General features: G+C 70.7%; 17 protein-coding genes and 1 pseudogene. 6 read left to right on the top strand and 12 right to left on the bottom strand.

The window, feature by feature from the left end; translation table 11 throughout:
* The first annotated feature begins 31 nt into the window (after positions 1–31).
* Positions 32–748 (top strand): hypothetical protein, encoded by a 717-nt coding sequence (locus A3CE_RS0143415; protein ID WP_125591353.1) that lies wholly within the window; start codon positions 32–34, stop codon positions 746–748.
* Positions 749–1,006: 258 nt separating this feature from the next.
* Here the strand turns inward: A3CE_RS0143415 and A3CE_RS0143405 are convergent, their stop codons facing one another.
* Positions 1,007–1,900 (bottom strand): carbon-nitrogen hydrolase family protein, encoded by an 894-nt coding sequence (locus tag A3CE_RS0143405; protein WP_245589689.1) that lies wholly within the window; start codon positions 1,898–1,900, stop codon positions 1,007–1,009.
* 356 nt (positions 1,901–2,256) lie between these two features.
* On the opposite strand from A3CE_RS0143405, the gene A3CE_RS0143400 reads away from it, so the two are divergent.
* Positions 2,257–2,826: a hypothetical protein gene (locus A3CE_RS0143400; protein ID WP_245589688.1), complete on the top strand. Its 570-nt coding sequence runs from the start codon at positions 2,257–2,259 to the stop codon at positions 2,824–2,826.
* Positions 2,827–2,907: 81 nt separating this feature from the next.
* Here A3CE_RS0143400 and A3CE_RS55655 read toward each other — a convergent pair whose 3' ends face one another.
* Positions 2,908–3,753: a helix-turn-helix transcriptional regulator gene (locus A3CE_RS55655; RefSeq protein WP_020646383.1), complete on the bottom strand. Its 846-nt coding sequence runs from the start codon at positions 3,751–3,753 to the stop codon at positions 2,908–2,910.
* 103 nt (positions 3,754–3,856) lie between these two features.
* Here A3CE_RS55655 and A3CE_RS0143390 point away from each other — a divergent pair, with 103 nt between their 5' ends.
* On the top strand, positions 3,857–4,795 hold the full coding sequence (locus tag A3CE_RS0143390; RefSeq protein WP_020646382.1) for an SDR family NAD(P)-dependent oxidoreductase: 939 nt from the start codon (positions 3,857–3,859) through the stop codon (positions 4,793–4,795).
* A gap of 51 nt (positions 4,796–4,846) precedes the next feature.
* On the opposite strand, the gene A3CE_RS0143385 is transcribed toward A3CE_RS0143390, so the two are convergent.
* Positions 4,847–5,746 (bottom strand): NADP-dependent oxidoreductase, encoded by a 900-nt coding sequence (locus tag A3CE_RS0143385; protein ID WP_020646381.1) that lies wholly within the window; start codon positions 5,744–5,746, stop codon positions 4,847–4,849.
* Positions 5,747–5,800: 54 nt separating this feature from the next.
* Complete coding sequence (locus A3CE_RS0143380) at positions 5,801–6,379, bottom strand: TetR/AcrR family transcriptional regulator (RefSeq protein WP_245589687.1); 579 nt, start codon at positions 6,377–6,379, stop codon at positions 5,801–5,803.
* Between the two features lie 358 nt (positions 6,380–6,737).
* Here A3CE_RS0143380 and A3CE_RS57000 point away from each other — a divergent pair.
* A pseudogene (locus A3CE_RS57000) lies at positions 6,738–7,569 on the top strand (IS5 family transposase).
* Positions 7,570–7,578: 9 nt separating this feature from the next.
* Here A3CE_RS57000 and A3CE_RS0143360 read toward each other — a convergent pair.
* From A3CE_RS0143360 to A3CE_RS0143350, 3 genes are all read right to left on the bottom strand, one after another.
* Positions 7,579–8,238 carry a TetR/AcrR family transcriptional regulator gene (locus A3CE_RS0143360; protein ID WP_043791408.1) on the bottom strand — a complete coding sequence of 220 codons (660 nt, stop codon included), beginning with the start codon at positions 8,236–8,238 and terminating at the stop codon, positions 7,579–7,581.
* A 2-nt stretch (positions 8,239–8,240) separates the two neighbouring features.
* A complete protein-coding gene (locus tag A3CE_RS0143355) occupies positions 8,241–9,512 on the bottom strand; it encodes a cytochrome P450 (protein WP_020646376.1) in 1,272 nt (423 codons plus the stop codon).
* A 135-nt stretch (positions 9,513–9,647) separates the two neighbouring features.
* Positions 9,648–10,502 carry a helix-turn-helix transcriptional regulator gene (locus tag A3CE_RS0143350; protein WP_020646375.1) on the bottom strand — a complete coding sequence of 285 codons (855 nt, stop codon included), beginning with the start codon at positions 10,500–10,502 and terminating at the stop codon, positions 9,648–9,650.
* Between the two features lie 99 nt (positions 10,503–10,601).
* On the opposite strand from A3CE_RS0143350, the gene A3CE_RS0143345 reads away from it, so the two are divergent.
* The gene (locus A3CE_RS0143345; protein ID WP_020646374.1) at positions 10,602–11,366 is read left to right on the top strand and encodes an SDR family oxidoreductase; all 765 of its coding nucleotides are present in this window, start codon (positions 10,602–10,604) and stop codon (positions 11,364–11,366) included.
* Here A3CE_RS0143345 and A3CE_RS0143340 read toward each other — a convergent pair.
* The 5 genes from A3CE_RS0143340 to A3CE_RS0143320 form a co-directional block, all read right to left on the bottom strand.
* Complete coding sequence (locus tag A3CE_RS0143340; protein ID WP_020646373.1) at positions 11,338–11,553, bottom strand: hypothetical protein; 216 nt, start codon at positions 11,551–11,553, stop codon at positions 11,338–11,340. The genes A3CE_RS0143345 and A3CE_RS0143340 overlap by 29 nt on opposite strands.
* On the bottom strand, positions 11,550–13,841 hold the full coding sequence (locus tag A3CE_RS0143335) for an FtsX-like permease family protein (RefSeq protein ID WP_026469419.1): 2,292 nt from the start codon (positions 13,839–13,841) through the stop codon (positions 11,550–11,552). Before A3CE_RS0143335 ends, A3CE_RS0143340 begins: the two co-directional genes overlap by 4 nt.
* Complete coding sequence (locus A3CE_RS0143330) at positions 13,838–14,527, bottom strand: ABC transporter ATP-binding protein (RefSeq protein ID WP_026469418.1); 690 nt, start codon at positions 14,525–14,527, stop codon at positions 13,838–13,840. The genes A3CE_RS0143335 and A3CE_RS0143330 overlap by 4 nt, the downstream gene beginning before the upstream one ends.
* Positions 14,527–15,048, bottom strand: coding sequence for a PadR family transcriptional regulator (locus A3CE_RS0143325; protein ID WP_020646370.1), 522 nt, complete (start codon positions 15,046–15,048; stop codon positions 14,527–14,529). Before A3CE_RS0143325 ends, A3CE_RS0143330 begins: the two co-directional genes overlap by 1 nt.
* 220 nt (positions 15,049–15,268) lie before the next feature.
* Positions 15,269–16,234, bottom strand: a complete 966-nt coding sequence (locus A3CE_RS0143320) for a ketopantoate reductase family protein (RefSeq protein ID WP_020646369.1) — start codon at positions 16,232–16,234, stop codon at positions 15,269–15,271.
* A gap of 90 nt (positions 16,235–16,324) precedes the next feature.
* Between A3CE_RS0143320 and A3CE_RS0143315 the strand changes: the two genes are divergently transcribed.
* Positions 16,325–16,903 (top strand): TetR/AcrR family transcriptional regulator, encoded by a 579-nt coding sequence (locus tag A3CE_RS0143315; protein WP_020646368.1) that lies wholly within the window; start codon positions 16,325–16,327, stop codon positions 16,901–16,903.
* Positions 16,904–16,948: the final 45 nt, after the last annotated feature.

The raw sequence follows: 16,948 nt of genomic DNA, 5'->3' as shown, positions 1-16,948 counted from the left end.
GGTAACGCGCGATTTCGCTCCGATCTGGAAAGTGCGCGCGACGGTCGACGGGTTCGACAGCCTGGAAGCGGTGCCCCTCGGGTACTGGCCCGTCATCGTCGTCGCGGATGTCAAAGACGCCGCGGGTTTCCACACCGACCAGAACGGCCAGCCGTTCGCCCTCGTCGAGGCGGGTTCGAGCTGGTCGCTGACCGCGAGTCACGAGACCCTCGAGATGCTCGCCGATCCGTTCGGCAATCGCCTGATGGCCGATCCGTCACCGAAGCCCGGACAGGGACGCGTCGAGTTTCTCGTCGAGGTCTGTGATCCCTCGGAAGACGATGCTTTCGCCTACACCGTCAACGACGTCCTGGTGTCCGACTTCTACACGCCGCGCTACTTCGACCCGGTGCGGCACGACGGCGTCCGGTACAGCTTCAACGGCCGGCTCACCGAGCCGCGGCAGGTACTTCCCGGCGGATACCTCAGCTGGCACGATCCGGTGAGCGACCACTGGTTCCAGGAGACGTTCTTCGGGACCGAGCCGAAGTTCCCGGACTTGGGCGTGCTGGCCCGGGCGAACCGCAGCCTGCGCGAGATGATCGACGCAGCCAGGCCGGAAACGCGGCGGCTGTCCACCCTCGAGCCGGAGAACTCCCGCCTCACCAGGGCGATCACGGCGGCCGGCTCGTCGGAGGAGGCGTCCTCCGCGCGTGCGCAATCGCTGCGTGCCCACATCGAAGGGCTCCGCGAGGATCGGCAGTCCTAGGCTGGCTCGTATGCATGAGCCCACCGAAGACGATCGCCGGCGACAGCGGGCCGACGAGCTTCGTGCCCGGATCGAGGACTTGAGGCGGGGAGGATCCGACTCGGAGCGACCCCAATCGCCTCGCGAATTCACCGATCAGGCGGCCGGTGAGGCGGCCGGCCGCGACGACCCCGCCCACGACGAAGAGGACGATGCCCCCTGACGTCCCGCCGTACCGGCAGGCGTCAGGGCGGCACGACGACGAACGAGCCGAAACCTCTAGAACACGCGACGGTCGTCGCTCCTGTGGTCGTCCTGGACGAAGTGCGGGTCGTAGACGCCCGAGCGTGCTGTGCGCCGGCACAGTCGTGCGAAGTTCCGGGGACCGCTGTCGAGATCGACGATCGTCATCGACGGCTTCCCGTCCTCGATGCAGCGAGCGACCCATCGCCCTGCGGGGGAGATCACGCCGGACGGTGCGCCGGAGACCGCGTCCTGCGCAGGACCGGCATAGCTGACCCAGTAGCTGTTGGTGGCTGCGTGTGCCTGCGCCTGGGTGGCGAAGGACCCGTCGTCGGTTTGCCGGCCCGGCCCGGCTGTCGAGAACAGGACGCAATCGACGTCGAGCCGTTCGTACTCGATGAACAGCTCGGGAAAGTGGACCTCCATGCCGAGCAGGAGCCCGAACCGCAGCCCGTCGATGCCGAAGGTCACGGGAGCCGATCCCGGCGTGTACATGTGGGTCACCTTCGTGTTCGACAACATGCGCTCGTCGTAACGCGTGACCACCTCGCCCCGGTCGGAGATCACGTACAAGCTGTTGTGCGGGCGGTGCGGGGGTGTCAGGCGATGCACCGAGCCCAGAACAGTCCAGAGCCTGAGTTCTCGGGCCGCTTCCGCAATCGCGGCCAACTCCTGGCGCAGCACATTCCACTCGAACCGGTTCCAGTCCGCCGGCCCGACCTTGTCCGGGCCCTCGACGGACATGACCCGCTTGTGGGGAGAACAGGTCACGCCTTCGGGGAAGTGCACGAGTGCCGCGCCCGCCTCGTGGGCCTCGCGCATCAGCCGGCGTATGTCGCGCCCGCTGTCCCGCAGCCCCGCGCTGTCGCGGGGATCTTCGCGCAGGATGGTCTGTGCCACGGCCAATCGCAGCTGTTTCGGCTCCGCCATGAGGTCTCCCGCCGGAGCCTGCCGGAAGTGCCGGAGAGCAGTCGTGTAGGACTGGCCGGTCTTGGCCGCACGGGCGCGAACCCGGCGTTTGAAGTTCTTGTTCGCTGTCATCAAGGCCCTTCCGCGGCTCGAACGGAGGTCCCCCAGCGATCACTACGTCCGAGACGGACGGACAAGGACAGCGACCCGAGACGAAAGTCCCTTTGCCTCCGTTCAAGACTGTGCTGGGGACAGTCGATGGAGGTCCGGCGTGAGCCACGCCGGAGATCACGTTAGCACGGCACATCACGATCAGGGTGACGCTCGCTCGACGGCCAACGGGCGTCCGAAGCCGTGGTGATCGGTAGTGTTGGCTGATGGGGTTCACCGAGCGGGCGCGCAGGGTGCGTGACCGGCGGCTGGCGCACGGCCGGCGGGTCGCGGCGTTGTGTTCGTGTGTGCGCTTGTACCACCCGACCGGCCACCGGGCGACACTGAGCTTTCTCGGTGAGCTGGCCGGTCCGTATCAGCAGCACGAATCGGCTCTGTTGCGGGCGCTGGAGGCGTTGGAGGCCAGCCGTGCTGTGTGGCGCGCGGAGGCCGTTTCGTACGTCAGCTCGCGCGTGCGGCAGAAGCGGCTCGGTCGGCGGGTGCCCTCACCCGGCGAGCCGCCACCGAGCAGGATGGGTGGGCACTGGTACGCGTCAACCCCGAACGTGTCGCGCCGCGCGGCCATGCACGCGCTGAAGCTGTGGGAGCGGGACCTTCACCCGGGATCCGCCAACGACGAGGTGATGTCCGTCGTGCGCGGCTGTATCGCCACCGGCGGACGGTTGACCGACGGGCAGCTGGACATTCTTTCGCGCCTCCGCAAAGGGGACGAGCCCGAGGAGGTTCGCTGGCCGGTCACGCTCGTGGGGTCCGCCACCGGTGCGGTCCGGGCGTGACTCGCGCGGCGGTGCCGGGCAGCCGACCCGAGCACCGCAGCAGCCGGCGCGGTCGGGGCCCAGCCGCTTTCTCCTTCGTGCTCAGAGTTGTAGCGCCTGAGTGCCCAGGACGACGGCGAGGGCCAGGCGGTCGGCGTCCTCGGTGCCGGGCTCGGCGGTGTAAACGCTTATGCGCAGGTCGTCCAGGACGACGAACAGCGTGTCGCAGTCGAGGGTGATCGGGCCGGCCTCCGGGTGGTCGATGGTCTTGCGCCGGGACGGGTCGGCCGGGGGCGGTGGGGCCTCGCCGTCCCAGAGTTCGGCGAAGCGCGGACTGCCGGAGACCAGGTCGGTGATCAAGCGTCGCAGGGTGCGGTCGGCGGGGTAGCGCGAGGCCGTCAGGCGCAGGTCGGCCACGAGCCGAGCTTCGTGCTCGGCCCGCTCCTGCGGGGTGTGCACGACCCTGGAGGGCAGGCGGGCGACGTTGCGCCAGACAGCGTTGCGTTCCAGGCCGCGCCAGGCGGTCGTGTCGCCCATGAGCGCGTCGTAGGGCGCGTTGGCCAGCACGAGTGTCCAACTCGCGTCATACACGACCACCGGGGTGTGCGAGAGCCGGTCGAGCAGCCGTTGCACGCTCGAAGGGACCCGCGACGGCACGATATCCGGGCCGGGCGCGGCGTGCCCGGCCAGCCGGTAGAGCAGGTCGCGTTCGGTGTCGGACAGCCGCAGCGCTCGGGCCAGCGACTCCGCCACCTGCGCCGACGGTGCGGTCGCGCGCCCCTGCTCGAGGCGGGTCAGGTAGTCGGCCGAGATGCCGGCGAGCGCGGCCAGTTCCTCGCGGCGCAACCCGGTGGCCCGGCGCCGCCGGCCGACCGGCACGCCAACGACCTCGGGTGCCGTCCGGTCGCGCCAGCGGCGTACCGTCCGGCCGAACTCCCACGTTTCCACGGGCTCCAGTGTGCGCCGGTCCGGACCGGGTTGTCGTGGCCCTGGCAGTCCTACGAAAACCGGACGACTGGTTGCCGCCGAGACGTTCCCGCAGGCTGGCGCCATGACCGAACCCGGAACCGTTCTGATCGCCGGCCCGACCCGCAACCTGGGCCGCCACGCCGTGCTGGCCATGGCCGACCGCCCCAGGGAACAGCGACCTGACCTGCTCTTGGCCGGCCGTGCGGGGCGGGACCTGACCGCAGTCGCCGACGAGGCCCGTGCCCTCGGCGCGCGCGTCCACGAGATCGGCTGTGACCTGGCGAGCCTGGCCGGCGTCCGTGCCGCCGCGGCCACCGCGCGCGGCCTGCTCACCGACGGTGTCGTCCGACCGCTGCGCGCGCTGGTCGCCAACGCCGGCACCATGTCCGCCGACACCCGTCAGGCCTCGTCGGACGGCTACGAGCTGACTTTCGCCGTCAACTACCTGGCGCACGCCCAGCTGATCGGCGACCTGCTCGGCTCGTTCACCGCCCCGGCGCGGGTCGTGCTGCTCGGCTCGAACACCTATCACGCCAACTTCTGGCGCAAGCTGCTGGGCGTGGCCGAGGCCGAGTGGGCCGACCCCGTCGAGCTCGCCCGCCCGGCTACCGGTGAGCAGGCCCCGGGCATGGCTGTCTCCGGCACCGCCTACTCCAACGCCAAGCTGGCGATCCTGTACTACGCCCACGAGCTGCAGCGTCGCGCCGGCGCCGGGATCAGCGTGTCGGTGTTCGAACCGGGCTGGATGCCCGGCACCGCGCTGGGCCGCGGCGCTCCCGCGGCGTTCCAGGCGATCAGCCGCGCGTTGGGCCGGATTCCGGGCGTATCGACGCCGCGGCGCTCGGGGCCGCTGCTGGCCGCGATGGCCCTCGACGACAAGTGGGCACACCTGCGCGACGGCGCGTTCGTAGTGAAGACCAAGCTGACCGAGGTACAGCCGCTCGCCCACGACGGCGAACGCGAGCGGCGCCTGTGGGAGGCGACCGCCGAGCTGGTGGAACGTGCGGGCGCGTCGCGTTAGTACACACCTCCCGGGCCGCGCCGCGCGTGCGTTCTGGCCGCGCGGCGTGGTTCAGCCGAGATCTTGGGGATGCAGCACGATGCGCCCGTGGACCTTGCGATCGGCCAAGGCCTGATAGGCGTCGCGCACGGCAGTGAGTGGATACGTTGCGGCGATGGGGATGCGCAGGTCACCGGCAGCGGCGAGGGTGGCCAGCTCAGCCAGCGCCGGGAGACCGCCGGCGTCGGTCGTTCCGAGAGATTTGACGCCCTTCTCTTTCGCTCCGCGATAGTCGACGACGGTGTCGATGCGGTCTGCCGGAACGCCGAGGTTGATGGCGAGGTCGATGTAGCCGCCCCCGACAGCGTCGATGAAGGCATCGACTCGATCAGTCGTGGCGAGGATCCGTTCCTGTTCGCCGTCGCCGTATCGGACAGGCTCGATGCCATGGTGCCGGAGCAGGTCGAAATGTGCGTCGCTGGTCAGGCCGATCACCGTCGCTCCGGCGCGAAGTGCGAGCTGGGCGGCGGTGAACCCGACGCCGCCCGATGCGCCCGAGATCACGATGGTGTCGCCGGGCCGGGGTTCCACCGCCCGGATGGCACCGAGGCCCGCCATCGGTGTGGTGTAGAGCGAGCCTGCCACGTCCCAGGAGAGGGCTTGAGGCTTGCTCACCAGCTGGTCCGCGGGGATGGCGACGAACTGGGCGTGGGCGTCCCAGCTCTGCAGGCGGCCCAGCACTGCGTCACCGGCGGTGAAGCCGGGCACGTCGGCACCGGCCGTCACGACTTCACCGGCGAGATCGCGGCCCGGCGTGTACGAACTGCCGTGCAGCGCCGGTAGCGCTCCAGGGTTGAGCGCACCGGCTTCGACCCGCACGACCACTTCGCCCGGGCCGGCCACGGGCTCGGGGACGTCCGCGAGGTAGATCCCGTCGATGCCGGAAAATCGGTCGTAACGTACTGCTTTCATCGTGCCTCCTGGTTTGCCGGTGATTCGAATCGGCCGGATCGCGGGTGAGGACGCTCAGGTACGGCGCAGGAGCGGCAAGAGGATGTCGTCGACGAGATGCTCGACGAAGGCGGCGTCGCACGGCTCGCCCACGACCACGACGCGATGCACGATCAGCGCCGGAGCGACCTCGGCAAAGAGCGTTGCCGCCCCGGGTGCCAGCCGCTCGGCCGCTTGCTGAACAAGGCTGTCCGTCATCGCGTTCTCGTCCCGCCGCAGGATTCGCCGCATCGCCTGGGCGAGCTGCGCGTCGTTGCGCATGCCGGTGAACAGGGCCCCGAGCAGACCCACGTCCTGTTCGGAGATGCTCCGCGCGAGCCATGCCGTCAGGGAATGCACGACCTCCCGGAGACTCTCTCCCGCAGGTTGTGGCGGCTTCGCGGGCGCGCGGCGCTCGACCGCTGCGGCGACCAGCGTCGCCTTGCCGGGGTACCGGCGGTAGATCGTCGTCTTCGCCGCCCCGGAACGCCCGGCCACCGCCTCCATCGAGAGCTGCTCGTATCCCACCTCGGTCAACAGTGCCAGCGTCGCGTCGAGAATGGCCAGGTCACGGCCTGAATCCCGCGGCCGTCCCAGCACCGAGGGCCGAGTCATGCCGCCGGACTCCGAAGTACCCACTCCACACCCCACTTCCGCTACGCTACCGTTTCGTATCGAAAGTAGCTCGATTCGCCCCACCCGGCAAGCTGCGGTTTCCGCGCCGGCACACAAACCAAGCCGAGTTGACCGCCCTGCGCGATCACCAGGCCGGCCCCGGGGATCGCGACGAGCACCTCGGCCGAGCCGGCGTCCACCCCGGTGTCCGGGTCCGCGTAACGCGCTGGTCGACCACCCGCCCGAACAGGGAGCGTGTTGCCGGCCGAACGCGGACACTCCCGTAACGCGTGCGCAACGGCCTTAGACCGTGTCTCATTTGGCTGTGTTGCCTGGTAGGCGATATCGTTGATCAACGATGAGCGATGTGGAGAAGTGGTGCCCGGAGCCGTTGTGGCTGCTGGCGTACCCGCTGGTGCCCGATGCGCCGCAACGCCACCAGGGCGGAGGTCGGCGCCGGTTGGACGACCGTGCGGTGCTGGCGGCGATCCTGTTCGTGCTGCAGACCGGTTGTGCCTGGTCAGCGCTGCCTGCCTCGTTCGGGGTCAGTGCTGCGACCGCGCATCGCCGGTTCACCGAGTGGGTCGAGGCGGACGTGTTCGCCCGGCTGCACCAGATGATGCTGGATCTGCTCGGTTCTGCCGGAGCGATCGACTGGTCACGCGCGTCGGTGGACGCCATGCAGGTCAGGGCGGTAAAAGGGGGGACCTGACCGGCCCCAGCCCGGTCGACCGGGGCAAGCCGGGCTCGAAGATTCACGCGATGAGCGAGCGCGGTGGCATCCCGCTGTCGATCGTCATCTCTGCAGCCAACCGCAATGACCACCTGACGTTCGAGGCGGTGGTTGATGAGGTCGCACCGGTCGCTGGGCCGCTCGGACGGCCTCGGCGCCGGCCGCACAAGCTGCACGCGGACAAGGGCACGACTACCCGGCCTGCCGGAAGGCGCTGCGTCGGCGAGGCATCATTGCCCGGATCGCCCGCCGGGGTATCGAGTCGGCCAAGCGGCTGGGACGCCACCGGTACGTCATCGAACGGACCCTGGAGTGGGTTTCCCGGTTCCGTCGGCTGGCGCGTCGCTACGAGCGCAAGGCCGCCCATTTCCTGGGTTTCGCCCAGTTGGCCTGCGCGGTGATCTGCTACCGCCGAGCCGTCAAGCTGGATCTTCTGACCCACAACAACCCCAAATGAGATGTGGTCTTAGCTGCCGGCAGTTCGCCGCACTGGTGGTGCCGCCAGCAGGACGGTGATGCCGTCGACCAGGATTTCGCCCGTCTCGGCCCAGCCCGGGATGCCGGACCGGTTCCCGGCTTCGGCCAGTTCGGCTTCTCGTTCGGCGCAGGTGTGGATGATCGCGTGCCGGGCCATCGCCGACCGGGTCAGGATCGTGGGGCCGGCCGCATCGCCGGCGTGGGCGGCCACCGCCAGCAGCGCCCGCTGCATCACGGGCGTCGACGTGGTGACCGACAGCGCCGTCGCGCGCAGGGCCGGATCGCTGACGACGTGGGCGGCGAAGCGGGCGTAGTAGCTGGGCACACCCAGCTCCGCGAGGTGCAGGGTCGTGGGCAGCACCAGTGCGGCCACGTGGTCGCGCAGCTCGGTCGAGCCCTCGGCCGCGTCCACCATCCCGGCGCGGATGCGGTCCATCGCCTCGCCGTGCTGACGCAGCACGGCGAGGATCACCTCCTCCATCGTGCCGACGTGGTAGGCGACCGCCGAGTTGTTGGCCTGCCCGGCTTCCTGCCCGAGCCGCCGGCTCGACACCTGGGCCACGCCGTCCTCGGCGATCAGCCGCTCCGCCGTCGCCAGCAGCCGGGCCCGGGTCGCCGCCGACCTCCCGCCCGGCTGCGGTCGCGGCATGGTCACCACCGCACCAGCACCCGGTCGATGCCGCCGACGATCAGTCCCTGCCGGGCCCGCAGGTCCGCGGCGTCCCCGACGAGCTCCAGGGTGGGGAGGCGGCGCAGCAGCACCTCGAGGACGGTCTGCAGTTCGACCCGCGCGAGCTGCTGGCCCACGCACGAATGCGGTCCGACGCCGAAGGCCAGGTGCGGGTTGGGCCGGCGGGCGAGGTCCATGTCGCCGGCGCCGTCGAACGCGTCGAGGTCGCGGTTGCCGGCGGCCATGCTGCACACCACGGTCGTGCCGCGCGGCACGGTCGTGCCGCCGACCACTGTCTCTTCCGAGATGTAGCGCGGCATCCCGAATCCGGGGTTGGCGTCGAACCGCAGCGCCTCTTCGACGGCGGAGGGCACCAGCGACGGGTCGGCGAGCAGGCGTTCCCAGCGGTGCTCGCGGTCCGCGAGCAGCATCGCGACCATCTTGCCGATCATGTTGGCGGTGGTCTCGTGGCCGGCGATGAGCAGTCCCTGCCCGGTCATGACCAGCTCGATCGCGCTCATGTCGGCGGCGAGGTCGCTCAGCAGGTCGTCACCGGGCGCGGACCGCTTGGCGGCGACCAGTTCCGTCATGTACTCGGAGAACTCGCGGCCCGACCGGTCGATCTCGTCCTGGGTGAACCGGGTCATGTTGAGCATCGTGTCGGACCAGCGCGCGAACCGGTCCCGATCGTCCCGCGGCACCCCGAGCAGGTCGCAGATCACGAACACCGGCAGCGGGAACCCCAATGCCGGGCCGATGTCGGCGGGTGCGCCGGCCTCGACCATCTCCGTGATCAGCTGTTCGGCCAGCTGCTCCATCCCCGGGCGCAACGCCTGTACCCGCTTGACGGTGAACGCTTTCCCAACCAGCTGCCGCCAACGCCGGTGCCCGGGACCGCCGAGCATCGACGCGACCGGTTCATCCGTGTCCGCCGCCTCGCCCGCCGCCGCGGAGGGCCTGCTGAACACCCCGCCATCTTCGCTGTCGGAGACCCGGGAGGCGTCGTCGGCGTCGAGCTGGCGGCTGAACCGGGGGTCCGACAGCATCGCCCGGACGTCGTCGTAGCGGGTCAGCAGCAGCGCTTCGTCGCCACTGGCCAGCTCGATGCGAGCCACCGGGCACTGCGACCGCAGCCGTTCCCACTCCGGCGGTGGCTCCAGCGCCGTGGGATTCGGAAACGGGTACGGCGGCAATCCCTCCAGCGCCAACGCCGCGGCCGGGGTGTCGCTTGCGTGCGCTCTGTCGTCGGGCATCACCGCAGCCTAGGTAAGACAGGTGACTCAATCAAGACGCCTGACTTGATTCGCCCGGTCTCCGCTCCGGATCAGGGCGCGCCGGCGCCCGCCGCACGGTCGCCGGGACAGCCCTCCCGGCTCGGCTTGCCGGACTCACCGGCCCTGGCCGGCGTCCTCGAACTGCTCGTGGCCCAGCACGCCCAGCAGCTGCAGCTTCTCGAACGCCTCCGTGCGTGGCGGCGCGGTCAGCACCAGCAACGCCTGCGACTGGTCCTCGGTGAACAGCACCTGGCAGTCCACCTCGATCTCCCCCAGGTGCGGGTGCACGAGCACCTTGTGGTCCTCGAACCGCTTCGCCACCTCGTGCCGTTCCCACAACCGTGAGAATTCCTCACTCTCCCGGCGCAACGCCCGCACCAGCTCACCGGCCCGTGAATGCGGACCCATCGACCCGTGCGCGGCCCGCAGGTTCGCCACCAGCGCGCGGCTCTGCCGGTCGCGGTCGTGCTCCGGGTAGATCAGGCGCTGGCCGGGGTCGGTGAACCAGCGGTAGATCTCGCTGCGCGCGAGACCGGTGTGGTGGGAATTTCCGCCGTAGAGCGCTTCGGCGAGGCGGTTCTGCACCAGGACCTCGCCGAGGTTCGACATGATCAGCGCGGGCGTGTCCGACAACCGGTCCAGCACCCGCAGCAAAGCGGGCGCGACGTGCGCGGCGGTCGCCGCGGACGACGGGGCGTTGCGGCCGGCCACCACGAACAGGTAGTTCCGCTCGTCGTCGCTCAGCCGCAGCGCGCGGGCGAGCGCCGCCAGCATCTGCTCGCTCGGCTGCGGACCGCGTTTCTGCTCCAGGCGCGTGTAATAGTCCGTCGACATCGCGGCCAGCGACGCGACCTCCTCCCGCCGCAGCCCGGTCGTCCGGCGGCGGGCTCCCGGCAGGAGACCGACGTCCTCAGGCTGCAACTGCTCCCGGCGCCGACGCAGGAAGGCCGCCAGGTCCGCTCGATCCATGACCCCAGTATCCCGCGCCGCCGGGCGCGAACCAGGGACAGCCGATCCCCCGATGAGCGCTCTCTGCCGCCACGCGGCCGGGACGCCGAGACTCGGGGCATGGACATCACCGGAAACACCGTCTTCATCCCCGGCGCCACCAGCGGCATCGGCCTGGCCCTCGCGCTCGCCCTCCGAGAGCGGGGCAACACCGTGATCGTCGGCGGACGCCGCGTCGAACTACTGGAGAGGATCGCCGCCGAACACCCCGGTGTCGACACGGTCCGGATCGACATCACCGACGCCGCGAGCGTTCAGGCTGCGGCGAAGGAGGTACTCGGCCGCCACCCCGGGCTGAACGTGCTTGTCACCATGGCCGGTGTCATGCGCGTCGAGGACTGGCACCAGCCCGAAACGTTCCTCGAATCGGCCGAAAGCGTTGTGACGACCAACGTGCTCGGTCCGATCCGCCTGATCGCCGCCTTCGTCGAGCACCTGCGGACCCGGCCGGACGCCACCATCGTGACCGTCTCCTCGGGACTGGCCTTCACCCCGCTCAAGGTGACTCCGAGCTACAACGCGTCCAAGGCGGCGATCCACATGCTCAGCGAGTCGCTGCGGCTGCAGCTGGCCGACACCTCGGTGAGCGTCCTGGAGCTGGAGCCGCCGTCGGTGCAGACGGACCTGCTGCCGGGCCAGGCCGAGAACGACCAGGCTTTGCCGCTCGGCGAGTTCGTCGCCGAGGTGATGGGCATCCTCGAGACGCAGCCGGAGGCGAAGGAGATCCAGGTCGAGCGCGTCAAGTTCCTCCGCTACGGCGAGGCCCGCGGCGACTACGACCAGGTCGTCGCGGCACTCAACGGCACCGACCCGCATCAGGGCTGACGATGCGGAAGAGCTGCCTGATTCGGTCAAGGTCGACATCCGCCGCCAGGTGGGCCTCCTCCGGCATCTCGTCCACCAACGGGTCGATCCCGAACAGCAGACGTGGGAGCGCCGGGTGGATGACGAGGCCGATCAGCTCGTCCGCCGCCGCCGCCGCCCAGCCCAAAGCCGTCGCCGGCCGGCTCATTCCGAGCGCAGCGTGTCCAATCGGGTCACTTGCCGCAGCAACGGCATCGTCAGCCCGGTCACCAGCAGGACCGCCGCCACCGTGGCGCCCGCCAGTGCGAGCAGCACCGGGACGTCGATGATCATCGGCCGGTCCGCCAGCCGCAGGATCGGCGCGGTCAGCCCCAGTCCCGCCGCGACCGCCAGCACCACGCCGACCACCACCGGGACCGCGGTCTGCCACAGCGATCCGCGGGCCAGTACCCCGATCGGCACCCCGGCCGCGGACAGCGCCGCGAGGGGCCGCCGCCGTTCGCTGATCTGCTCGATCGACAGCATCAGCAGGCTCATCGCGGCCACCGCGAGCACGAACAGCGACGCGGTGAGCAGCACCGCACGGAAGCTCTCCATCATCTGCTGGTCGCGGGCACGGTAATCGTCGAGGTAGTCGCTGTTGCCGACCTCGGCGTTCCAGGCGAGCGGGTTGACCGCCCTCGCGACGTTGTCGGTCAGCGCCCGCGGGTCGCCGGTGCCCGACACGTAGACCACGACCGTCGAGTCCGGGAGTGCGAGCCCGCCGAGCGCGCCCGGCGTGACCAGCAGGCTGTCGCCCGCTGCCTTGTCACCCGACTGCACGGCCCGGACGTTGCCGGGTACCGTCCACTCCGGACCGCTCGTTTCCCGGCCGTGGGAATAGCCCTGCAGCTGCAGCTCGCCGGTCGGCGCCGCGCCGCCTCCTGCCGGCACCAGGTAGAACACGTCTCCGTCGGCGCAGTCGCCGATGTTCGCCTGCGTCTTGAGCGCCACGCAATCGCCGACCACGCCGTAGCCCCGCTTCTCCCCGGACCGGAACGCCACGGTCCTGGCCGGGTGCGTGCCCGTCACCCCGCGCGCGGCCGACACCAGCCTGGCGACCTCGGCCTCGTGCGCGGCGGTGGTTCGCACTCGCACCGGGGCGGCGGCCACGCCGTCCGGCGAGGCGTACTGCTTGATGTCGCCGCCGAGCGACGTGATCACGCCCTGGATCAGGATCGTGCCGGCCAGCACGACGACCAGGCCCGACACCACGCGGCTGGCGGTGCCGCTGTCCAGCTGCAGCCGCCGGATCGCGAGCTGCCACGACGGCGAACCGCCGTGCAGCCGCTCCACGAGCCGCTCGACCAGCCACGGAAGCAGGGCCGCGACGCCCACCAGCAGGAACACACTGCCCGCCGCGAGCGCCACCCCGCCGGCGGTGTCGCCTTCGCCGCGGTCGAGAGCCAGAGTGGCGGCCAGGAGCAGCACGCCGATCAGGGTGAGCGCCCAGCGCCACCACACCCGCCGGCGCACCGGCTTGCCCTGACGGACCACGCCGAGCGGTTCCACGATCGTGCGGCGCAGCCCGAACAGCGCCGAACCGACCGCGAGCCCGGGCACCAGCAGCACGATCACCACGACGAGCGGCCAGGCCGGGACGAAGTCCTCCGGGAAGATCCGCAGGCCGAACGGCAGGTTGCCGGCGACGAACGTGCGCAGCAGGGCGAAGAACCCGATCCCGGCCACGAGCCCGATCACGGCCCCGACCAGCGATTCGGCCGCCGCGACCCGTTTGACCTGCCGGGAGTCCAGGCCGATCAGCCGCAGCGCGGCGAGCCGGCGTTCCCGTTGCGCCGCGCCCATCCGCGACGCGGTGGTCACGAAGATCAGCAACGGCAGCAGCAGCACCGCCGCGATGGGCAGGATGGCGCCCAGCATGATCGCCGACAGACCGAGCCCGGTGTAGGGCTTGCCGAACGCGTAGATCTTCCTGCCTTCGGCGCCCGCAGCCTCGATCTGCGCGGCCGGCACCCCGTAGAACGCGGTCAGATCGCCCGCGCCGGAGACGCCTTCCCGCGAGATCCGGCCGACCACGTGCCCCGGCAGCCGCGCCTTCAGCGAGCCGCCGTCGGGCGAGGCCAGCTTCGCGGCGAGCTCCGGCGACACGACGAGCTCTCCCGGCGCGGGCAGCCGGCTGAGCCCCGGCGGCACCGGCGAGTTCGCCCCGGTCGCCGCAACCGCGGTGATCCCCACGAAGTCGTCGCCGACCGACGACAGATACCAGTTGTAGGCCAGCAGCGGGGCGACGCCCGCTCGCGGCTCGGTGACCTGCGCGATCGCCGCTTTGCGCTCCGCCTGCGCGCCGGTCAGGTGGTGGACCGCCGCGGCGGGCAGCAGCACGGCGACCGCGAGCGCGATCCCGAACGCGGTCATCGCGAGGCGCAGCAGCGCCGCGCCGGACATCCGGCCGCCCCCGACGGCCAGCCGGAGTCCCAGCGCCAGATCCCGCATCATGCGACCAGCTCCCGGTCGACCGTGTGCCCGTCGACCACCATGATTTCCCGGTCCGAATAAGCCGCGACCCGCGGCTCGTGGGTCACCAGCACCACCGCGGCGTGCGTTTCCCGTGCCGCCTCGGTGAGCATCCGCATGACCTTTTCGCCGTTGAGCGAGTCGAGCGCGCCGGTCGGCTCGTCCGCGAAGACCACCTTCGGCCCCGTCACCAGCGCCCGCGCCACCGCCACCCGCTGCGCCTGCCCGCCGGACACGTCGCCGGGACGGCGCTTCGCCAGCCCGTCGACCTCCAGCCGGGCGAGCCATTCGGTCGCTTTGGCCTCGGCCTGCTTCCGCTTGGTCCCGATCAGCCGCAGCGGAAGCGCGACGTTCTCGAGGCAGGACAGCTCGGGTACGAGCTGGCCGAACTGGAACACGAAACCGAAGTCGGTGCGCCGCAACGCACTCCGCCCCTTGTCGTCCATCCCGACGAGGTCGGCGCCGCCGTAGCTGATCGTGCCGGAGTCCGGCCGGAGGATGCCGGCGAGACAGTGCAGCAGCGTCGATTTGCCCGAACCGGACGAACCCATGATCGCGAGCACTTCCCCCGCCGAGACGGACAGCGCCGCCCCGTCGAGCGCCGGCGTCCGGCCGAACGACTTGTGCAGTCCGTTGCCGACGAGCAACGGAGTTCCCGGCCTGGTCATCAGCGCACCGCCTTTTCGAGTTCGCCGAGACGCGCGGCGGTGAGCTCCAGCCACCGCAGGTCCGCCTCGAGGTGGAAGAGCGCGTGGTCGCAGATCAGCTGATCGGCGAGGTCGCCCCCGTTCTTGCGTTTGGTGAGCGAACGCATCGCGTTCAGGTGCTCGCCGCGCTGGACGTGGAGCACGTCGGAGGCGCTGCGCCCGGACAGCAGCGCGAGCACCACCTTCGTGTAGAGCGTGTTCTGCAGATACGGCTGCGGGTTCTCCGGAGTGCGCAGCCACGTCTCGACGTCGGTGATCCCCGCGTCGGTGATCGTGTAGCGCTTCCGCTCCGGCCCTTCGCCGCTCTCGACGCCCGCCACCTCGACCATGCCGTTGCGCAGCAGTCGTGACAACGTCGAATAGACCTGGCCGTACGCCAGCGGGCGGTCCTGGCCGAACTGCTCGTCGTACGCCCGTTTCAGGTCGTAGCCATGCCGCGGGCCCGATTCGAGCAGCGCGAGCAGGGTATGCGAAACCGACATTCTCCCGTCCCCTCCTTGACCCGGGATCCGGGCGTGACGATCACTATACCGGAGTTGTATACCTCGTGTGTATACCACCCTGATGTTGTCCGTCTCCGCAGGTCAGCGGGGTGTATCCGGCCGTGGATGGCAGCGCGGAGGCGGCGCGACCGGGTTGGCTCCGGGATGCGGCGGGCCAAGGAGCCGCAGTGGACCACCGGGACCGGCAACATCGATGGATTCAGGCTCGGCCCGTCCCCTCACGGGCGAAGTTCGGTTCCGCCGCTTCCAGCCGTGGTACCGAGATGCCCAGCCGTCGTGCTTCGGCGAGAGTGTCCCGGCAGATCTCACGCGGCTCCTCGGCGTCGGGGTCGGAGTGCGCCTCGATACTCACGCGCGCCAGCGCGACGTGAGCAGTCAGCCAGGCTAGCGCGGGGGCCGTCAGCCAGGTGGGCGCCCGGAACAGCAGCGCACCGCCCCGGTGACGTCGCAGGTCGATGCCGCGCGCCGTGAGGAGCGGCAACAGCTCGCGGCCGGCCAGCAACGCCTCGCGGAAGTCGCTCGCCGACCCGGCCAGCTCGGACAGGGAACCCAGCCGCAGGCCCTGCGAGAGCAGACCGGCATCCGACACGAAATGGACCCACAGCCAGCCTCGGAAGTCGGGCTGCTCCTTGAGCCGGAGCCCGGCCTCGCGAAACGCCTGGCGCACGGCCCGCTCCCGGTCGGCCGGGGGCCGGCCGAGGGTGCCGAAGATGACCGACGGCAGGAGCGCCCCACGGAGCACGCCGTCCGCACCGAAACCGCCACCGGCCTGGGGAAAGCCCCAGGCGACCCGGTCGAGCGGGAGAGCGCCGATCGCGGCCGGCGGCTCGGTCCAGAGGTTGCCGAAGACCAGCACCGTGGCCTGGCCGACACGCGAGGCCAGGAAGGCCGTCGCCTCCGGGAGGCGGTGGTGCGGCACGCTGAGCACGATCAGGTCGAAGTCGTGGTCCGGCTCCAGCGCCTCGCGGTAGTGCACCGGCCACTTCTCGACGACGCGTTGCCCCCACACCCGGCGTCGCGTATCGAGCAGGTCGAGGTCCACCACGTCTCCGTACGCCGCGGCGCGGCCCGGCCGGACGTAGAACTCGACGTCATGTCCGGCCTGGTGCAGGGTCCACCCGTAGATCGTGGCGATCACGCCTCGGCCGAACATCAGGATCTTCACGCTGCACCTCGTGGGGTACGATTGATCTGGAGACCATCTCCACTTTTCAAAATATGGAGATCATCTCCATTTGTCAACGCGAGGGAGCGCATGACCGTCGACAAGCCGCTGCGGGCCGACGCCCAGCGCAAGCGCGAGGCCCTGCTCGCCACGGCACGGGAGGTCTTCGACGCCGGAGGCTTCTTCGACCTGCGCTTCGATGATTTCGCCCGCCTGGCCGGGGTGGGCACCGGCACGCTGTACCGCCACTTCCCCACCCGGGAGGCGCTGGCCGAGGCGGTCTACCACGGGGAAGTCGCCACCCTGTGCGACCGCGCCCGCCGGCTGCAAGCCACACTGCCCGCGGCGGAGGCGTTGGCGACCTTCCTCCGCGGCATGGTCGACCACATAGCCGCCCACGAGGGCCTCGCCCGGACACTGGCAACACTGTGGGCCGATCGCTCGGGTGCGCTCGCCGAGGGCAGCCGGGCGCTGGAGCAGGCTGTCACCGATCTGGTGGCCGCCGCCGTGCGGGACGGCGCCGTTCGCGACGACGTGGACGCCGGTGCCGTCATGATGACGCTGCACGGCATCGGCGCGGCCCACGACCGCCCCCGGTGGCGGGCCGAGGCCGACGACGTCATCACCCTCGTGCTGGACGGACTGCGCCGACCGCACTCGGACGGATAGCTCGCGCGATTCGCCGGCCGGCCGCCGCCAAGCGGCATCGCCGAA

Origin of the sequence: Amycolatopsis balhimycina FH 1894, assembly GCF_000384295.1 — a bacterium.
GTDB classification, from domain to species: Bacteria; Actinomycetota; Actinomycetes; order Mycobacteriales; family Pseudonocardiaceae; genus Amycolatopsis; species Amycolatopsis balhimycina.
Note: the sequence above shows the minus strand (reverse complement) of the source record. Positions and strands in the feature narration are given on the sequence as shown.

Coding starts and splice junctions, on each gene's coding strand:
- A3CE_RS0143330 (WP_026469418.1), bottom strand. CDS start 14,527: ATGACCAGGCCGGGAACTCCGTTGCTCGTCGGCAACGGACTGCACAAG.
- A3CE_RS0143360 (WP_043791408.1), bottom strand. CDS start 8,238: ATGCCGCGACCGCAGCCGGGCGGGAGGTCGGCGGCGACCCGGGCCCGG.
- A3CE_RS0143355 (WP_020646376.1), bottom strand. CDS start 9,512: ATGCCCGACGACAGAGCGCACGCAAGCGACACCCCGGCCGCGGCGTTG.
- A3CE_RS0143350 (WP_020646375.1), bottom strand. CDS start 10,502: ATGGATCGAGCGGACCTGGCGGCCTTCCTGCGTCGGCGCCGGGAGCAG.
- A3CE_RS0143345 (WP_020646374.1), top strand. CDS start 10,602: ATGGACATCACCGGAAACACCGTCTTCATCCCCGGCGCCACCAGCGGC.
- A3CE_RS0143390 (WP_020646382.1), top strand. CDS start 3,857: ATGACCGAACCCGGAACCGTTCTGATCGCCGGCCCGACCCGCAACCTG.
- A3CE_RS0143315 (WP_020646368.1), top strand. CDS start 16,325: ATGACCGTCGACAAGCCGCTGCGGGCCGACGCCCAGCGCAAGCGCGAG.
- A3CE_RS0143380 (WP_245589687.1), bottom strand. CDS start 6,379: ATGACTCGGCCCTCGGTGCTGGGACGGCCGCGGGATTCAGGCCGTGAC.
- A3CE_RS0143400 (WP_245589688.1), top strand. CDS start 2,257: ATGGGGTTCACCGAGCGGGCGCGCAGGGTGCGTGACCGGCGGCTGGCG.
- A3CE_RS0143325 (WP_020646370.1), bottom strand. CDS start 15,048: ATGTCGGTTTCGCATACCCTGCTCGCGCTGCTCGAATCGGGCCCGCGG.
- A3CE_RS0143385 (WP_020646381.1), bottom strand. CDS start 5,746: ATGAAAGCAGTACGTTACGACCGATTTTCCGGCATCGACGGGATCTAC.
- A3CE_RS0143335 (WP_026469419.1), bottom strand. CDS start 13,841: ATGATGCGGGATCTGGCGCTGGGACTCCGGCTGGCCGTCGGGGGCGGC.
- A3CE_RS0143340 (WP_020646373.1), bottom strand. CDS start 11,553: ATGAGCCGGCCGGCGACGGCTTTGGGCTGGGCGGCGGCGGCGGCGGAC.
- A3CE_RS0143405 (WP_245589689.1), bottom strand. CDS start 1,900: ATGGCGGAGCCGAAACAGCTGCGATTGGCCGTGGCACAGACCATCCTG.